At 33.4% G+C, this 16,303-nt stretch carries 19 protein-coding genes and 4 tRNA genes; 1 reads left to right on the top strand and 22 read right to left on the bottom strand.

Going from position 1 to position 16,303, the window contains the following annotated elements:
• Positions 1–157 precede the first annotated feature (157 nt).
• The 18 genes from rplL to G6042_RS10060 all read right to left on the bottom strand — a co-directional run bounded on the left by rplL (position 158) and on the right by G6042_RS10060 (position 10,243).
• Positions 158–529 (bottom strand): 50S ribosomal protein L7/L12, encoded by a 372-nt coding sequence (gene rplL / locus G6042_RS10145; protein ID WP_169524317.1) that lies wholly within the window; start codon positions 527–529, stop codon positions 158–160.
• A gap of 56 nt (positions 530–585) precedes the next feature.
• Positions 586–1,086: a 50S ribosomal protein L10 gene (gene rplJ, locus G6042_RS10140; RefSeq protein WP_169524316.1), complete on the bottom strand. Its 501-nt coding sequence runs from the start codon at positions 1,084–1,086 to the stop codon at positions 586–588.
• 23 nt (positions 1,087–1,109) lie between these two features.
• Complete coding sequence (gene rplA / locus G6042_RS10135) at positions 1,110–1,799, bottom strand: 50S ribosomal protein L1 (RefSeq protein WP_169524315.1); 690 nt, start codon at positions 1,797–1,799, stop codon at positions 1,110–1,112.
• An 8-nt stretch (positions 1,800–1,807) separates the two neighbouring features.
• Positions 1,808–2,248: a 50S ribosomal protein L11 gene (rplK, locus tag G6042_RS10130; RefSeq protein ID WP_169524314.1), complete on the bottom strand. Its 441-nt coding sequence runs from the start codon at positions 2,246–2,248 to the stop codon at positions 1,808–1,810.
• A 67-nt stretch (positions 2,249–2,315) separates the two neighbouring features.
• On the bottom strand, positions 2,316–2,867 hold the full coding sequence (gene nusG, locus G6042_RS10125; protein WP_169524313.1) for a transcription termination/antitermination protein NusG: 552 nt from the start codon (positions 2,865–2,867) through the stop codon (positions 2,316–2,318).
• A 13-nt stretch (positions 2,868–2,880) separates the two neighbouring features.
• Complete coding sequence (gene secE, locus G6042_RS10120; RefSeq protein WP_169524312.1) at positions 2,881–3,078, bottom strand: preprotein translocase subunit SecE; 198 nt, start codon at positions 3,076–3,078, stop codon at positions 2,881–2,883.
• Positions 3,079–3,093: 15 nt separating this feature from the next.
• Positions 3,094–3,164: transfer RNA gene (locus G6042_RS10115), tRNA-Trp, on the bottom strand.
• 65 nt (positions 3,165–3,229) lie between these two features.
• Entirely contained in the window at positions 3,230–4,417 is a 1,188-nt protein-coding gene (tuf, locus tag G6042_RS10110) for an elongation factor Tu (RefSeq protein WP_169524311.1), read from the bottom strand.
• 54 nt (positions 4,418–4,471) lie between these two features.
• A tRNA-Thr gene (locus G6042_RS10105) sits at positions 4,472–4,543 on the bottom strand.
• Positions 4,544–4,609: 66 nt separating this feature from the next.
• Positions 4,610–4,691, bottom strand: a tRNA-Tyr gene (locus G6042_RS10100).
• A 39-nt stretch (positions 4,692–4,730) separates the two neighbouring features.
• A tRNA-Thr gene (locus tag G6042_RS10095) sits at positions 4,731–4,804 on the bottom strand.
• A 91-nt stretch (positions 4,805–4,895) separates the two neighbouring features.
• Positions 4,896–5,198 (bottom strand): ribosome hibernation-promoting factor, HPF/YfiA family, encoded by a 303-nt coding sequence (hpf, locus tag G6042_RS10090; protein ID WP_169524310.1) that lies wholly within the window; start codon positions 5,196–5,198, stop codon positions 4,896–4,898.
• Between the two features lie 32 nt (positions 5,199–5,230).
• Positions 5,231–6,127, bottom strand: coding sequence for a tyrosine-type recombinase/integrase (locus tag G6042_RS10085; protein WP_169524309.1), 897 nt, complete (start codon positions 6,125–6,127; stop codon positions 5,231–5,233).
• Positions 6,128–6,200: 73 nt separating this feature from the next.
• The gene (gene rpsU, locus G6042_RS10080; protein WP_169524308.1) at positions 6,201–6,395 is read right to left on the bottom strand and encodes a 30S ribosomal protein S21; all 195 of its coding nucleotides are present in this window, start codon (positions 6,393–6,395) and stop codon (positions 6,201–6,203) included.
• A 241-nt stretch (positions 6,396–6,636) separates the two neighbouring features.
• Positions 6,637–7,809 carry an acyl-CoA dehydrogenase family protein gene (locus tag G6042_RS10075; RefSeq protein WP_169524307.1) on the bottom strand — a complete coding sequence of 391 codons (1,173 nt, stop codon included), beginning with the start codon at positions 7,807–7,809 and terminating at the stop codon, positions 6,637–6,639.
• Positions 7,810–7,839: 30 nt separating this feature from the next.
• A complete protein-coding gene (locus G6042_RS10070; RefSeq protein ID WP_169524306.1) occupies positions 7,840–8,721 on the bottom strand; it encodes a helix-hairpin-helix domain-containing protein in 882 nt (293 codons plus the stop codon).
• On the bottom strand, positions 8,718–8,945 hold the full coding sequence (locus tag G6042_RS10065; protein WP_169524305.1) for a PspC domain-containing protein: 228 nt from the start codon (positions 8,943–8,945) through the stop codon (positions 8,718–8,720). The genes G6042_RS10070 and G6042_RS10065 overlap by 4 nt, the downstream gene beginning before the upstream one ends.
• Positions 8,946–8,974: 29 nt before the next feature.
• A complete protein-coding gene (locus G6042_RS10060; protein WP_169524304.1) occupies positions 8,975–10,243 on the bottom strand; it encodes a DUF2851 family protein in 1,269 nt (422 codons plus the stop codon).
• A 55-nt stretch (positions 10,244–10,298) separates the two neighbouring features.
• Here G6042_RS10060 and G6042_RS10055 point away from each other — a divergent pair, with 55 nt between their 5' ends.
• Positions 10,299–11,945, top strand: coding sequence for a GLPGLI family protein (locus tag G6042_RS10055; protein WP_169524303.1), 1,647 nt, complete (start codon positions 10,299–10,301; stop codon positions 11,943–11,945).
• 42 nt (positions 11,946–11,987) lie between these two features.
• Here the strand turns inward: G6042_RS10055 and G6042_RS10050 are convergent, their stop codons facing one another.
• From G6042_RS10050 to G6042_RS10035, 4 genes are all read right to left on the bottom strand, one after another.
• Positions 11,988–12,161, bottom strand: a complete 174-nt coding sequence (locus G6042_RS10050; RefSeq protein WP_169524302.1) for a hypothetical protein — start codon at positions 12,159–12,161, stop codon at positions 11,988–11,990.
• A 9-nt stretch (positions 12,162–12,170) separates the two neighbouring features.
• Positions 12,171–12,740, bottom strand: a complete 570-nt coding sequence (locus G6042_RS10045; RefSeq protein ID WP_169524301.1) for a zeta toxin family protein — start codon at positions 12,738–12,740, stop codon at positions 12,171–12,173.
• Positions 12,741–12,742: 2 nt separating this feature from the next.
• Positions 12,743–14,104, bottom strand: a complete 1,362-nt coding sequence (locus G6042_RS10040; RefSeq protein ID WP_169524300.1) for a pyridoxal-phosphate dependent enzyme — start codon at positions 14,102–14,104, stop codon at positions 12,743–12,745.
• 192 nt (positions 14,105–14,296) lie between these two features.
• Complete coding sequence (locus G6042_RS10035; RefSeq protein WP_169524299.1) at positions 14,297–16,246, bottom strand: putative porin; 1,950 nt, start codon at positions 16,244–16,246, stop codon at positions 14,297–14,299.
• Positions 16,247–16,303 lie beyond the last annotated feature (57 nt).

The raw sequence follows: 16,303 nt of genomic DNA, 5'->3' as shown, positions 1-16,303 counted from the left end.
GAAAAATTGTCTATTTTTTTCTTCGTGTTGATTAAAAGCTCCTTCGTTATTTGAGCTATGCAGTAATAAAATTTATATAATTTTATTATACGAAAAATGGTTTAGGTCTTTGAGGATTAACTCAAGACCTAAACCTAGTTCTAAAACCGGTGTGTTATTATTTTAACTCAACAACAGCTCCAGCTTCTTCTAAAGATTTTTTCAAACCTTCAGCTTCTGCTTTAGAAACTCCTTCTTTAATGTTAGAAGGTGCACCATCAACGATATCTTTTGCTTCTTTCAAGCCAAGACCTGTTAATTCTTTAACCGCTTTAACTACTGCTAATTTAGAAGCACCAGCATCTTTCAATACTACTGTAAATTCTGTTTGCTCTTCAGCAGCACCAGCATCACCTCCACCAGCAGCAACTACTACAGCTGCAGCAGCTGGCTCGATACCATACTCGTCTTTTAATATTGTTGCTAAATCGTTAACTTCTTTAACTGTTAAGTTAACTAATTGTTCTGCGAATTGTTTTAAATCTGCCATTTTTTCTATCGTTTAAAATGTTCTTTTAATTAAATATGTTTTTTTAGTCTGCTCGATTATTCAGCCGCTTCACCTTTTTGTTCAGCATTATTCAATAAAGCCGAAAGTACTCGTTTAGCAGGAGATTGAAGTAATCCGATGATTTCACCGATAACTTCTTCTTTAGATTTAAGAGATGCTAAGCTATCTAATAAGTTATCTCCGATGTAGATTTCGTTATTAATGAAAGCACCTTTTAAAAGTGGTTTATCAGATTTCTTACGGAAATCTTTAATGATTTTTGCAGGAGCATTTGCTACTTCAGCAATTAAAATTGATGAATTTCCTTTTAATACTAATGGTAAATCTCCATAATCATTAGCAGAAGCTTCCATTGCTTTTTCAAGTAATGTGTTTTTCACAACTTCTAATTTAATTCCAGCTTTAAAACAAGCTCTTCTTAAGTTTGAAGTAGTTTCTGCATTTAATCCAGATGTATCTGCAATATATACAATGTTTGCATCAGCCAACTTTGCAGTTAAATCTTCTATCGCGATTGATTTTTCTTCTCTAGTCATAATAAAATATGTTTAACTACCAATTATACTGCTTTAGGATCTAAAGCGATAGCAGGACTCATTGTACTAGACAAGTGGATAGACTTGATATAAGTACCTTTAGCTGCAGTTGGTTTCATTTTGATTAATGTTTGAATAATTTCGTGAGCGTTATCAACGATTTTGTCAGCTTCGAAAGAAATTCTTCCGATACCAGCATGAACAATACCTGTTTTATCAACTTTGAAGTCAATTTTACCCGCTTTTACTTCAGCAACAGCTTTACCAATTTCCATAGTAACTGTTCCTGTTTTTGGGTTTGGCATTAAACCTCTTGGACCTAATACACGTCCTAATGGACCTAATTTACCCATGATAGCTGGCATAGTGATGATTACATCAACATCAGTCCAACCGTCTTTAATTTTTTGAAGATAATCGTCTAATCCTACGAAATCAGCACCAGCTGCTTTAGCTTCTGCTTCTTTATCTGGAGTTACTAAAGCTAATACTTTAGTATCTTTACCAGTTCCGTGAGGAAGAGTTACAACACCTCTTACCATTTGATTTGCTTTTCTTGGATCAACTCCTAGACGAACAGCAATATCTACAGACTCATCAAATTTTGCAGAAGCAACTGTTTTCAATAAAGACGAAGCATCTTTTAATGAATACAATTTGTTTTTCTCAATTTTTGAAGCAGCCTCTTTTTGTTTTTTAGTCAATTTTGCCATTTCTTACCTTATTTTAGAGGAGAATCTCCAGTTACAGTTATACCCATAGATCTAGCTGTTCCAGCAATCATGCTCATAGCAGATTCAATTGTGAAAGCATTTAAATCAGTCATCTTGTCTTCAGCGATTGCTTTAATTTGGTCCCAAGTGATACTTCCCACTTTACGACGGTTTGGCTCGCCAGAACCAGATTTTAATTTAGCAGCGTCCAATAACTGAACTGCAGCAGGTGGAGTTTTTACAACAAAATCGAATGATTTGTCTTTGTACACAGTAATTTGTACTGGTAACACTTTGCCAGGTTGATCTTGTGTTCTAGCATTAAATTGCTTACAGAACTCCATGATATTAACCCCAGCAGCTCCCAAAGCAGGTCCAACCGGTGGCGACGGGTTCGCAGCACCTCCCTTAACTTGTAGTTTAACTACTTTACTAATTTCTTTAGCCATTTCTTAAAAATTTTACATCTCTCAATTGGAAGCGATTGATGCGGTTTATTATATATGTAACAAAAAATTATACTTTTTCAACTTGCATAAAACTTAATTCAAGTGGTGTTTTTCTACCGAAAATTTTCACCATTACCTCAAGTTTACGCTTTTCTTCATTGATTTTCTCAATAGTTCCATTGAAACCATTAAAAGGACCATCAATAACTTTTACTGTTTCTCCAACAACATAAGGAATATTTTGAGTATCCGTATTAACAGCCAACTCATCAACTTTCCCTAGCATTCTATTTACTTCAGACAATCTTAAAGGAACAGGATCACCTCCTTTAACCTCACCTAAAAAACCAATAACACCAGTTATCGATTTTATGATGTGTGGTATTTCCCCCATAAGATTAGCCTCAATCATAACATATCCAGGAAAGTAAACCTTATCTTTTGAAATTTTCTTACCATCTCTAACTTGAACAACTTTTTCAGTAGGAACAAGAACTTGTGAAATGTAATCAGCCATACCCAATCTTGCAATTTCAGTCTCGATATAAGATTTAACCTTATTCTCTTGACCGCTTACTGCCCTAACTACATACCACTTTTTTGTATTAATATCAGCCATTCTTTATATTAATTTAAGGTTTCAACCAATTGAAAAAACCCTCTAAAGCTTTTGCAAAAAACTCATCAACACCCCATGTAACTAGAGCCAATACAATAGAAAAAACAGCTACTATAATAGTGTAACGCTGCACTTCTGACCATTCCGGCCATGTCACATTTGATTTAAGTTCTTCAAATGCTTCTGATATATAATTAACAACTTTTGTCATCGTCTTTAAGATTTGCACGGGCGGAGGGATTCGAACCCCCATCAACGGTTTTGGAGACCGCTATTCTACCCTTGAACTACGCCCGTATTTATTTTTTAAAAAACCAGTAGACAACCAAACGATTATCTACTGGTTATATAATTTATATAGATTACTCTACAATTTCAGTTACCTGACCAGCACCAACTGTTCTACCTCCTTCACGGATAGCGAAACGTAAACCTACGTTCATTGCAATTGGGCTTAACAATTCAACATCAATAGTTAAGTTATCACCCGGCATTACCATCTCTACACCTGCCGGCAAAGAAATAACTCCTGTTACGTCAGTTGTACGTACGTAGAACTGTGGACGGTAGTTATTGTGGAATGGAGTATGACGTCCACCTTCTTCTTTTTTCAAGATATATACCTCAGCTTTAAACTTTTTGTGTGGTTTTACTGAACCTGGCTTAATAATAACCATACCTCTTTTGATATCAGCTTTATCAATACCTCTCAACAATAAACCTACGTTATCTCCAGCTTCACCTCTATCAAGGATTTTACGAAACATCTCAACTCCAGTAATTGTAGAAGTTAATTTTTCAGCACCCATACCGATGATTTCAACAGGATCTCCAGTATTAGCAACTCCAGTTTCGATACGACCTGTAGCAACAGTTCCACGACCTGTAATTGTAAATACATCTTCAACTGGCATCAAGAATGGTTTAGCAACGTCACGAACTGGCTCTTCAATCCAGTTATCAACTGCTTCCATTAATTCGATGATTTTTGGAACCCAGTTTGGATCGTTATTCAATCCACCTAAAGCAGAACCTTGAACAACAGGACCATTATCTCCATCATATTCGTAGAAAGACAATAAGTCTCTGATTTCCATTTCAACTAACTCTAAAAGCTCAGCATCATCAACCATATCTACTTTGTTCATAAATACAACAATTCTAGGAATACCTACCTGGCGACCTAAAAGGATGTGCTCACGTGTTTGTGGCATTGGACCATCAGTTGCAGCAACTACAAGGATAGCACCGTCCATTTGAGCAGCACCAGTAACCATGTTCTTAACGTAATCCGCGTGACCTGGACAGTCAACGTGCGCATAGTGACGGTTAGCAGTTTCATACTCAACGTGTGAAGTATTAATAGTAATACCTCTTTCTTTTTCTTCTGGAGCGTTATCAATTTGATCAAATGATTTCGCTTGACAATATCCTGCGTCAGATAATACTTTAGTAATAGCTGCAGTTAATGTAGTTTTTCCGTGGTCAACGTGACCAATCGTACCAATGTTAAGGTGTGGCTTGGTACGACTAAAATTTTCTTTTGCCATTTTAATTAATTTTTAATCTTAGTTATTTATTAGTGTTCAAATTTTACAATTTTGAGCCAATGACGGGAATTGAACCCGTGACCTCTTCCTTACCAAGGAAGCACTCTACCCCTGAGCTACACCGGCTTTTGTGAGTTCAGAAGTTAGACTTCAGAAATTTTAAATTCATTTTCTAAATTCCAATTTTCATTGTGGGGAGAGCAGGATTCGAACCTGCGAAGATGTAATCAGCGGATTTACAGTCCGCCCTCGTTGGCCGCTTGAGTATCTCCCCGAACCATTTTTATTTTTTTTCCAATACTAAAAAGAACTGAGCCGATAGAGGGACTCGAACCCACGACCTGCTGATTACAAATCAGCTGCTCTAGCCAGCTGAGCTACACCGGCAAACTCAATAAAAAAAGTCCGCTATTTCTAACGGACTGCAAATGTATGGATTTTATCAATTAATCAAAACATTTTTTGAAAAATTTTTTACTTATATGTGTGCTCTTACTTTTTCTTTTCTTTTTACCAACAATCTTTCTAAGGATTCAGAAGCTAATTCAACTCCTTCTTCAAAAGTTTTACATTGTTTTTTTACCATAAAATCATCTCCAGGAACGTGAATTTTTACCTCTACAACCTTATTTTCCTTCTCACTAGTTTTTTCTACTTTCAAAAAAACGTCAGACGAGACAACTTTATCATAATATTTTTCAAGTTTTACTAATCTTTCGTTAATAAAATCTACTAATTTTCTATCAACATTAAAATTTACTGCATGAACATTTACCTTCATAATATTATTTTTATTGATTAAACATTTTAGAATTACTTGTTATTTCTAGGATGAGCATTTTTATACACTTTTTTTAACTCTGCTAAACTATTGTGTGTATAAACTTGTGTCGATGCCAAACTTGAATGTCCCAATAATTCTTTTACTGAATTTATATCTGCTCCATTGTTAAGCAAATGTGTCGCAAATGTATGTCTTAATATATGCGGACTTTTTTTTACTTTCTCTGAAACAGTACTAAAGTAATCATTTATTATTCGATACACAAATGTTTCATTCAATTTAACTCCTTTTAACATTAAAAAAAGATTTTCTGTATCTATAATTGTTTCTAATGCGTTTCTCTGTTCAAGATAACCTTTAATCTCTTCAACTATAACTGACAACAACGGAATTATTCTCTCTTTATTTCTTTTTCCTAAGACTTTTATGGTAGCGTTTTGAATATCAACACTAGAGACTTTTAAATTTATTAATTCAGCTCGCCTAATTCCTGTTGTGTAAAACAAATCGATAATTAATTTGTCTCTAATTCCATCAAATCCTTCAGGATATTTTATTTGATTTATAGCTAAATCCAATTCTTTTTCAGAAAATGGAATTTGAATTTTTTTAGGCGTTTTTAGTGCTTTATGTTTTAATAAAGGACTAACTTCTATTTGTTTTGTTTTTAAAAGAAACTTATAAAATGCTTTTAATGAAGAAATTTTACGATTAATAGTTACATTTTCAGCATTGTTTTCTGATAATAGAATTATCCATGATCGTATTAAAGAATAATTTACTTCTACTAAATTTTCTTGTTCAAATTCTTCTTTGATGAAATCATGAAACGAATTCAAATCGGTTATATAAGCATTGACGGTGTGTTTGGAATATTTTTTTTCCAAAAAAAGATAATCGGTAAAGCTTTTTTTAATTTTTTCCATAAAAAAACCATCAGTCCCAAAGTTATAAAAACTTTTGACCTGATGGTTATATTATTTTTTAGAAAACTACCTACTAGCTTTCTAAGCTATCCTTTAATCCTTGGATGTATTGAGCTTTTTGAATTTGCGCTCTTCTAACAACTGATGGCTTAGTAAACGCTTGACGCGCTCTAAGTTGTCTTACAGTTCCGGTTTTATCGAATTTTCTCTTGTAGCGCTTTAATGCTCTATCAATGTTTTCTCCGTCTTTAATTGGTATAATCAACATAATTTGGACACCTCCTCTCATTTAGGCTGCAAAAGTACTATTATTTTTTAGTTTTGAAACTATTTTTTACAAATATTTTAGCCCAGATAGAAACGGTTATCCTTTTTTAATGAAATTATAGTTTTTCTCACAAAAAAAGAGCGACCAACGGAAGCTCCTTTTTTTTGTGTTTAGAAAAACATAATTTTATAAAAAAGATAATAGTGAATAGCTGGATAAGCTTCTTATTATCTTCTCGAATTTATTTTTTTACTGCTGGTTGATAATTTTGTTTATCGATTATCATTTTGGATAAAATCTCTTTCAAGATTTCGGATGTTCCGCCGCCAATTGGACCAAGACGACTGTCTCTTAATAATCTTGCTAGTGGATAATCTTCCATATAACCGTAACCTCCAAGCATTTGAAGGCAACTATAAATGGTTTCGTCGGCAACTTTTGTAGATTTTAATTTTGCCATTGTGGCTTCTTTAACTACATATTCGCCTTGGTTTAATCGAGCAACGGCTGCATAATTAAATAGTTTACAGTGTTCAACATCGGTGGCGTGTTCGACCATTGTATGTCTTAGTGCTTGAAATTTGTTTATTGTAGTTCCAAATGCTTCGCGCTCGGACATATAGTTTATTGTATAATCGATGGCATATTCAGCTCTTGCATGTGCATTTATCGCCATGATTAATCGTTCTAAAGCAAAATGTTGCATGATATATGGAAATCCTTTTCCTTCTTCACCCATTAGATTTTCTAATGGAATTTCAACATTGTCAAAAGAAATTTCGGCAGTATCTGAAGCGCGCCAACCTAATTTATCGAGTTTAGTTGCGGTAATTCCTTTCAAATTGGTATCCATTAAAAAGATACTTATTCCTTTATTTCCAAGTTCGGGAGTTGTTTTTGCTGCTACTACATAATAATCGGCATAAACTCCATTGGTAATGAATGTTTTTGAACCGTTGATTACATATTTATCACCTTTTTTTATTGCGGTTGTTTTCATTCCCGCTACGTCGCTTCCGCCAAAAGGTTCGGTTATACACAAAGCTCCAATTTTTTTACCTGAAATACTTGCTGTTAAATATTCTTGCTTAATTCGCTCGTCGCCTTCGGCATTTAGATGCGTCATTGCTAAATAGGAATGCGCCCACATTGCTGCAGCAAAACCAGATGATTTTACTTTTTGAAGTTCTTCAAGAAAAACGACAGTGTAAAATAAATCTAGATTTAATCCGCCGTAAGCTTCTGGATAAGCAATTCCGAAAAAACCCATTTCGCCAAATTTTTCCCAAATAAATCGCTCGATGGTTCCTGTTTTTTCCCATTTTTCAATGTGAGGCACAACTTCTTTTTGCAAAAAGTCTTGTAAACTTGCTCTGAACAATTCGTGCTCTTCGGTAAAGTATAATGAATTCATATAAATAATGCGCTTTTATGTTCTATTTTTTTAGAATTCCAAATATAAGGCAATTATTTTTAATTTTTCAACAGGAAAACCTTTAATTTTTGTTAAATCCTCAATTTTAATATCACCATTCATAGTTCTATAAGTCACTATTTCTTTGGCTAAATTGTATTTAAAAAAAGGAAATTGAGATAACTCTTTGATGGAAGCCGAGTTAATATTTATCTTTTTTATTGAATTTGTTGAGTTAACATGAAAACTTTTGCTCAAATTTTCAATTACTTCGGGCGATAAACCCCAAATATCATTCATCTGTTCCATACTAACGAATGCTCCTAATTTTTCTTTTTGTTCCAAAATCCTTTTGGATAATCCTTCGCCAATTCCATACACTTTAATCAAATCTTCTTGTGAAGCTTTATTGATATCTATGGAAATTTTCTTTTCTGCTTTGGTAAAATCCTTTTTTTCAAATGAATTGGTATAACTTTTTTTATTTTTTACCCAATCTGGAAATTTGAAATAAGGCGAAATGGTTTTCAGCAAACTATCTGAAACTTTGGTTACTTGCTGAAATTCTTCGGCAGAATTGACAAATTTATTTTGCTTTCGAAAAGCTAATAATCTATCGATTTCTGCTACCGACATTCCGAGTTTGTATCCTTTAAAATCGGTTATAAAATTGGGATTAAACGGATAAATGGTTGGTTTAAAATTGGATTTCAGAATTTTTAAGCTATCTATTTCTTTTTGATAGGACAACCATTGTGCTTTTTCTTTTGGAGCGTTTTCAACGGAATTAAAATTTTTAAAAAAATAAATTCCTTGGCAAATAAAAATCAATGCAAATAAAAAAATTATTCCAATTCGTTGACTTTTGGAATAACTTAATATCGATTGCTTGAAAGTTTCATTTGTATTCATAAATCAAAAACCGATGTTCTTTTTCCTCGAATTAAATCTTTTAATCGTATCCAAAATGCTAGCGTTAAATAGACACCAAATCCTAATCCAACGGTTACAAATGAAATGTATATAAAAAATATTCGAACATTGGAAGCTCGCATTCCTAGTTTATCTGCCAATCGTGACGACACGTGAAAACCGTGTTTTTCGAAGAAGTATTTTAGTTTTAGTATTGGTGACATTTTTTTTTATTTTTTACCACATAAAAAAATCATCCTTTTAAAAGTTGAATTCCTATTCCACATTCTAAACATTTACTTTTATCGCAATATTCATTTTTTAATTGCAAAAGCGATTGTGTTTCAAAAGCATTTTTTGATTTAATGCCAAAGGTAGCAAACTTTTCGATGACATTATTTTTTTCAGGATGAACCGCATTCATCGTTTCTAAAATTGTTTCCGAGATTTCTTTTCCTTGGCTTTTTGCAAATGAAAACTGAATAGGAACAATTGTATTGATCACCAACAAATCAATAAATGACTTAGAAAATGACTTTTTCTTCCTTGGACTTTCTTTGTCAAATTGATAATGTGTTTGCCAATAATTTGAAACCGAAACATTAAACAGTTGATAAAAATCTTCCATGTTTGAAACCGAAATTATCTTGGAAAATAAATTTTGTTGCACATGATATAACATCGCTAATTGTGCCAATCGAATGGTTGGAAAATTATCAGGTCGATGTTTAAAAAACTGAACTGGCGTAATTATTTTCTTTTGAAACTGATGTTTTTGAATACAATAATCAAATCTTTTCTGGATGTCTTTCGTATAATTTTCCTCTGCTTCTGTTGGAATTAAATTTGCCATTCCAAACAATAACGCTTCTAAATTTTCGACTTCAAAACTCTCTTTTCTAATCACTGAAAACGGTATTGACTTTGCCATTTTTAAAAACGCTTCGCCATTAGTATTCAAACCAAAATTTTTAGCAAGCATACAAAACAACACAGCTTCCCAATCGTTTTCGGTTTCTTTTAGCAATTCCAAAATGGGAATTTCTTTTCGCTCCAATCGTTCAAAAAACAAACGTTCTTGCCAACTGTTAAATGAAAAATCATCAATAGAAGCAATTTCGTTTTCACAATAAATCCACGTTTTTTTTGTTTTTAGTTTTAAATAATTCTCCAAAACTTCTTTTGAAACATATTTTTTAAGTTCCAATGTTGGAATTTCAGTATTATCTTTTCTAAAAATTGGCGCATCGTTTTCCCAAACGACATGAAGAATTACATTATCATAATTTGCATCTTTTTCATGCTGATGCAAATACCAATCGGACGATTTTACATGAATTTCAATATTTCCAGCCCATTTTTGTTCGTTCAAAATAATTTGAGCATTAAAAAAATCAGGTCCAGAAAGTTGCAAATATTGCCCAGAATTTATGATGGTGAGTGAATCTCCAGTAGAAGTTTTTAGGTTTGAAAAATCAAACTTCTTATATTGCCAGACATAATGGAGAAAATCTTCTTTCATGTAAAAAAGCTAAAATACTAAAGTAAGAAAATCACTTTAACAAAAAACAATTTCTATGAAAAAAAATATACTAATTCTCTTTCTTATCTTTTTCAATGTAGTTACATCTCAAAACTATAAAATTACTTTTTTAAGAAGTTCAAACGGAAATTTGATTGAAAATCAGGATGCTATTTGGGTTTTTACCAACAGTAATCATACATTAATCAGTTCAGAAAAAATAATAAATCACAAAAGTGAATTTCCTTTTGAGCAAACTTTCATCAACCGAAGCAATGACTTTTTTCAGCAAATGACTAATTTGAATGAAAGGGAAATTATTTCCACAAAAGATAGCACATCATTGAAAAAACAAACTTTTGAGTTTTTATCAGAAACCAAAAAAATATTAGGTTACCATTGCAAAAAAGCTAAAATCATTATCAATTCCAACACGATTGAACTTTGGTACACTGAAGACTTGGAAGTAAATGGTGCGCCAACTATTTTGGGACAAAATCTTGGATTGGTTCTCGAAATGGTTCGCAACGGAAATTTTGTTATTGCTGCAACCAAAGTGGAAAAAATCAAAAGCTTTCCTGAGGTTTCACTTCCAAAAAAGAATGTTGACGTTTTAACGTATAAAGATTTGGTTTGGAAAAGTCGATTTACCACAATTGAAGTTTTCAAAGAACAAATAATCAATTTTTCAAGCGAATCGAAATCAAATGATACCATCTTGAGATTTGCCAACGGAACGATTGCTGTTAGAAAAGTAAAATTTCCAGCGATAAAATCAGGCAGTCAAATTTTTGCTGATGTAACCGAACAATCTAATGGCGATGCTTATGACAGAACGGGTTCGTTTTTTATCATTCCAACCGACAAAGAACTCTCTTTTTTAAACGGATTACAAAATGGTGTGAAATCGCTACCTATTTATTCTAATGGAAATGGAAAGGATTATCAAGGTGTTGTTGTTACAAAAAACTACAATCCAATTATTGAAATGATGCGTTTCTTCACTCCTTTTGGTGTTAAGCAATATAATTATTTGGAGTTAAAAGATAAAAATTGGCATGATAAAGTGATATATCGTCAGGATATTTCGGATTTGGCTAGTTTGTTGAGTGAAAAAGAAGTTTGGATTGGCATCAACATTGGCAATTATGACAAAGGCGGACACAAAGTTTCGGCAAATATTACTATTCATCCGGAAGAAAATTCGGTTAAAGCGAAAGAAATTATTCCGCTATTTTGTACCAATAACGTAATGGAAATGGCTGGACAAGAATATGGCACTATGTTTAATAACGAAAAAGGTCTTGAAGTAAATTTCACTCTTTATAAGCCAATGAAAAACGTCAAACTACGTTATATTACAACTGGTCATGGTGGTTGGGAAAACGGCGATGAATTTGTTCCGAAAAAGAATTCCGTTTATTTAGATGGAAAAGAAACTTTCAGTTTCACGCCTTGGCGACAGGATTGTGGTTCGTATCGATTGTATAATCCAGCATCGGGGAATTTTCCAAATGGATTATCATCGTCAGATTATAGCCGTTCGAATTGGTGTCCTGGAATGGTAACGTTTCCAATTTATATCGATTTGGGTGATTTAGAAGCTGGAACACATGTTATGCAAATCAAAATTCCACAAGGTTTGCCTGAAGGAACGAGTTTTAGTTCGTGGAATATTTCGGGTGTTTTGATTGGAGAATGATTTCACACGAATTTCACTAATTTTCACCAAATAAAAAAAGAATTATAGTTTGTGTAGTTCAGAAGCTTTAACGGTGATTACTTTTCCATCGCGCATAATGACAACCGATTGGTTTTTCTCGATTTTGCTTTGAATAAGTCGTTCATAAGATAACTTCAATCCTTTCATAACTTTTTTATGAAAATCATCTGTCTTATTTACATCTTTTTTACTCATATTTTAATTCTAAAAATTAGTAATTAGATTCCATTTGTTATTATCAAATACTTCAATCTCTTCATTAATCAATCCTTTAGCAATAATCTCGGGATTTTCTTCATTGTCAAAAAGCATCCAACTGTCGCACAAAGGTATATAAATTTTGAATAAGTTTTCAATTCCGCGAGAATATCTTCTTGCTATTACTTCTGTTGGAATATTATGTCCACCTTCAGAAACTCTAACCGCAACTCTATTTATTGCCATTTCAATAGTTGGCAACCAAAAGAAAAGTAACTTTACTTTAAATCCGTTTGTTTTGGCTTGAATTAATTTTTGCTTGTATGTTTTGGTTGATAAAGTTGTTTCAAAGGCAAAATTTTCATTTGATTTTAACAACGTTTCAATTCTTTCGAGCATAATTCTTCCGGCTTCAAAGGCTACTTTTTCGGGTTGAAATGGAGAAAGTCCTTTGGCAATTTCGTCGGCGTTGACAAACTCTTTACAATCTAAAATCTCGGGCAAAATAGTAAACGAAGCTGTTGTTTTTCCAGCTCCGTTACAACCTGCAATGATATAGATGTTTTTTTCTTTCAAGTTTATTTTATCGAACTAATGATATCGTGTTTGGTAATGATATGATGTTTACCGTTTCCTAAATCGACTAAAACCGCTTGATTGTCTTTGTTGATTAATTTTGAAATCTCTTCAATTGGCGCATTGGCGTTTACAATTGGATAAGGTTTTCCCATAATTTCGCGGATTGGTTTTTCGGCTATGTTTTTATCTTCAACATAACTACGGAACAAATCGGTTTCATCGATACTTCCCACAAAACCTGTTGTATCAATAACCGGAATTTGAGAAATATTATATTTTTTTAATCGCTCAATCGCATGCGAAACTAATTCTTCCGTGCGAACGATTACCAATGGCTTGTCTTTGTGATCTTTGATAACGTCTTCAGCTTTGGTGATTTCTTCATCAAGGAAACCTCTTTCGCGCATCCAATCGTCGTTGAACATTTTACCAACATAACGGCTTCCGCTATCGTGAAAAAGAACTACAACAACATCTTCTGGCTTGAAATGTTCTTTTAATTGATGTAAACCTTTGATGCATGAACCAGCTGAATTCCCAACAAAAATTCCTTCTTCAAGAGCAATTTTACGAGTATAAACCGCTGCGTCTTTATCGGTTACTTTTGTAAATCCGTCGATTAATGAAAAGTCAACGTTTTTTGGAAGAATGTCTTCTCCAATTCCTTCAGTAATATATGAATAGATTTCGTTTTCGTCAAAAATTCCAGTTTCGTGGTATTTTTTGAAAACAGAACCATACGTATCAATTCCCCAAATTTTGATGTTTGGATTTTTTTCTTTTAGGTATTTTGCAACACCAGAAATGGTTCCACCTGTTCCAACGCCAACCACAAAATGTGTAACTTTACCTTCGGTTTGTTCCCAAATTTCTGGACCAGTTTGTTCGTAATGTGCTGTTGCGTTTGATGGATTGTCGTATTGATTTACGTACCAAGAATTTGGAATTTCGGTTCCTAATCTTTTTGAAACGGAATAATACGAACGCGGATCTGTTGGTTCAACATCGGTTGGACAAACGATTACTTTTGCGCCAACGGCACGAAGTATGTCCATTTTTTCTTTGGATTGTTTGTCGGTGATTACAAAAATACATTTGTAACCTTTTACGATGGCTGCTAATGCTAACCCCATTCCGGTGTTTCCAGATGTTCCTTCGATGATAGTTCCGCCTGGCTTTAATCTTCCGTCGGCTTCGGCATCTTCGACCATTTTTAGTGCCATTCGGTCTTTTACTGAATTTCCTGGATTGAAGGTTTCTACTTTTGCCAAGACTAAGGCATCAATTCCTTCTACAACTTTGTTAAGTTTTACTAATGGTGTATTTCCAATAGTTTCAAGTATGTTTTTTGCGTATTTCATTTTTAAATTTTGAGAAAAGAAATAATAGACTTATAGATAATAGACTTTTATTTCTTTACAAAGGTAATGCTATTTGTATTGTTTCCAAAAATTCGGATAGTTTATCGTTTAACCCTGATTGAAGCGAGCTACCGTGTAGCGCGAAAAGCAGGAATTACTTTTACTGATGAGTTCTACCGATTCGTTCCTTATTTATTGGAAGAAATTCCAGACTAATCCGAAGCGAATCATGAAGTCGCGATAAGGATAATTTGGCGCAGTGTAGTATTTTCTATCGGATGAAAACATGGTGTTGAAATGCTCAGCTTTGAGGAAAATTCTGGTTTGGCGAATTCTTGCGTTGATGAAGAAATCGACCATTGGGAAATCGCCAATTTTTCTATCGGTTTGTACGAAAGCTTCGGTCACAACTGGGTTGTAGTCGTTCATGTAATACTTGGTAAAGTAGTTTAGCGTGAAACCAGTTTGCAAAAACAATGCTTTTTTAAAGAAATAATCAGTAAAATATAGTGAGTTTCGTGTGGTAATTTTTGGCACGTTTAACACGCTGTTTTCTTGATCAACTTCTTGGTACAAAATGGTGTTGTCGAGTGCTAATTTCCACCATTTGAACTCGCGACTTAGGTTTACCGAAAGGTAGTTTATGGTTTTGTCGTATTGTTTTGGGGAAATTATTTGCTGCTGGACATCAGTTGCATCGTTGCTGAAATACAAATAATCTTTGATTGACGTTACTTTTAATGATGCGGTAAACCACTGTGTTTTAGCTATTGCTTGAAGATTATTTATTTTTTCGTTGTTGAAATCGTTTGCCCAATTGTAGTTTACAAAACTGCTTTGGTAGAGATTGTAAACGTGATCAGGAATTTTATTAAGCATTTGGTACTGAAACTGGAACTCGTTTTTCTCGTTGAGTTTGTAGTTTAGTTTTGCATCAAAATTAGACAATGCTTGATTTGAAATAGAGTTGGAATAGGCGAAAACTCCGTTCCATTTGTTTTTTCTGTATTCATATTGTGCGCCAACGGTGTTGATTTCATCAGATAATTTACTTGGAACGGTTCCTGAATCAAGGATTAACACTTTGTTGTAAAAATAGTTATATCTGAAATCTTCGACAAAGAACTGAAATTTTCCTAGTGTTTTGTTTTCATATATTGCTCCGAGTTTATTGTACATTCGGTTGTAGCGAGTATGGTCATTTATGTTTGCGCCAATATAAGAATCTCCAAAGCGATTAATTCGTGTTTGCCCAATTGTTGAAGCAAGTGTTTTTTGATTGTACTCAAAAAATTTGGTTTCGTAGTTGAACTGATGCGTCAAGTAAAGGTTGTTTTGGGCTTCTTTGGAATTTATTCTGAAATTATGGTTAAAGAAATATCGTTTCCCTTTCATGAACGATTTGGCATCACGAAGATATACTTCTAGTCGCGCTCGGTTTTCAAAATCGGGATCGTCAATTTCAAATTGGTCTAGCGTTGTAATTCCGCCGTTTTCTCCGTTTAGAAAATCTTGTCCTGTGAAATGAAAATTGAGATAATATCTTTTATTTAAAGTATTATAACTAGTTGTAAAACGAAAATTTCCTGTGCTTGATAGCTGATTTATATATTTCCCTAAAGAACGTAAACCTCTAAAAGCAACGGAGATATTGAACCTTTCGGATGTATTTACTGCAATTAAAGCGTCGACAGATTGTCCTTGCTCCATTGTAGTTTTAAAATACAATTCGGTTATTGGTGTTGCAACAGAATAATATTTAATATCATTAGGTTGCATGTAATTGAAGTGCTTTCCTGAGAAACCTATTTCAGGAAATGACGAATATTTTTTGTATCCGTAATCAAGCGTTGTATAGGTTTGTCCTTCGTTAGAAAAAGGTAATAACCCAAAGATGTCTTTACGAAGGTAATTGTATTCGTATTCTTTTTTTATGGTTAAAGATGTATCAACATAGGTTGTGTCTCTTTGTAATGTTATAATACGGTATTGGTCAAAGGTAGATGTCTTGAAATTTTTATCATCTTTGAATGTCGATGTTGTATCGCTTTCACGTTTTCCACCACCACCCATACTCAAAGCTCTTTGTGAATAAAGACTAACTGAACTTATTAAAAAGCAAAACAAAAAAAAATTTCTCATTACAATTACTTAGTACCGCAAATGTAATGAGAAATTAGAGATAAAAAAAACTTACCT

This window comes from Flavobacterium solisilvae (genome assembly GCF_012911605.1).
GTDB lineage: Bacteria > Bacteroidota > Bacteroidia > Flavobacteriales > Flavobacteriaceae > Flavobacterium > Flavobacterium solisilvae.
Note: the sequence above shows the minus strand (reverse complement) of the source record. Positions and strands in the feature narration are given on the sequence as shown.

Bases quoted from the DNA above. Each gene is read 5' to 3' on its own strand.
- rplA (WP_169524315.1), bottom strand. From the start codon at position 1,799: ATGGCAAAATTGACTAAAAAACAAAAAGAGGCTGCTTCAAAAATTGAG.
- nusG (WP_169524313.1), bottom strand. From the start codon at position 2,867: ATGGCTGATATTAATACAAAAAAGTGGTATGTAGTTAGGGCAGTAAGC.
- G6042_RS10035 (WP_169524299.1), bottom strand. From the start codon at position 16,246: ATGAGAAATTTTTTTTTGTTTTGCTTTTTAATAAGTTCAGTTAGTCTT.
- secE (WP_169524312.1), bottom strand. From the start codon at position 3,078: ATGACAAAAGTTGTTAATTATATATCAGAAGCATTTGAAGAACTTAAA.
- tuf (WP_169524311.1), bottom strand. From the start codon at position 4,417: ATGGCAAAAGAAAATTTTAGTCGTACCAAGCCACACCTTAACATTGGT.
- rplL (WP_169524317.1), bottom strand. From the start codon at position 529: ATGGCAGATTTAAAACAATTCGCAGAACAATTAGTTAACTTAACAGTT.
- G6042_RS10060 (WP_169524304.1), bottom strand. From the start codon at position 10,243: ATGAAAGAAGATTTTCTCCATTATGTCTGGCAATATAAGAAGTTTGAT.
- G6042_RS10055 (WP_169524303.1), top strand. From the start codon at position 10,299: ATGAAAAAAAATATACTAATTCTCTTTCTTATCTTTTTCAATGTAGTT.
- G6042_RS10050 (WP_169524302.1), bottom strand. From the start codon at position 12,161: ATGAGTAAAAAAGATGTAAATAAGACAGATGATTTTCATAAAAAAGTT.
- rpsU (WP_169524308.1), bottom strand. From the start codon at position 6,395: ATGTTGATTATACCAATTAAAGACGGAGAAAACATTGATAGAGCATTA.
- G6042_RS10075 (WP_169524307.1), bottom strand. From the start codon at position 7,809: ATGAATTCATTATACTTTACCGAAGAGCACGAATTGTTCAGAGCAAGT.
- G6042_RS10070 (WP_169524306.1), bottom strand. From the start codon at position 8,721: ATGAATACAAATGAAACTTTCAAGCAATCGATATTAAGTTATTCCAAA.
- rplJ (WP_169524316.1), bottom strand. From the start codon at position 1,086: ATGACTAGAGAAGAAAAATCAATCGCGATAGAAGATTTAACTGCAAAG.
- G6042_RS10065 (WP_169524305.1), bottom strand. From the start codon at position 8,945: ATGTCACCAATACTAAAACTAAAATACTTCTTCGAAAAACACGGTTTT.
- hpf (WP_169524310.1), bottom strand. From the start codon at position 5,198: ATGAAGGTAAATGTTCATGCAGTAAATTTTAATGTTGATAGAAAATTA.
- rplK (WP_169524314.1), bottom strand. From the start codon at position 2,248: ATGGCTAAAGAAATTAGTAAAGTAGTTAAACTACAAGTTAAGGGAGGT.
- G6042_RS10040 (WP_169524300.1), bottom strand. From the start codon at position 14,104: ATGAAATACGCAAAAAACATACTTGAAACTATTGGAAATACACCATTA.
- G6042_RS10085 (WP_169524309.1), bottom strand. From the start codon at position 6,127: ATGGAAAAAATTAAAAAAAGCTTTACCGATTATCTTTTTTTGGAAAAA.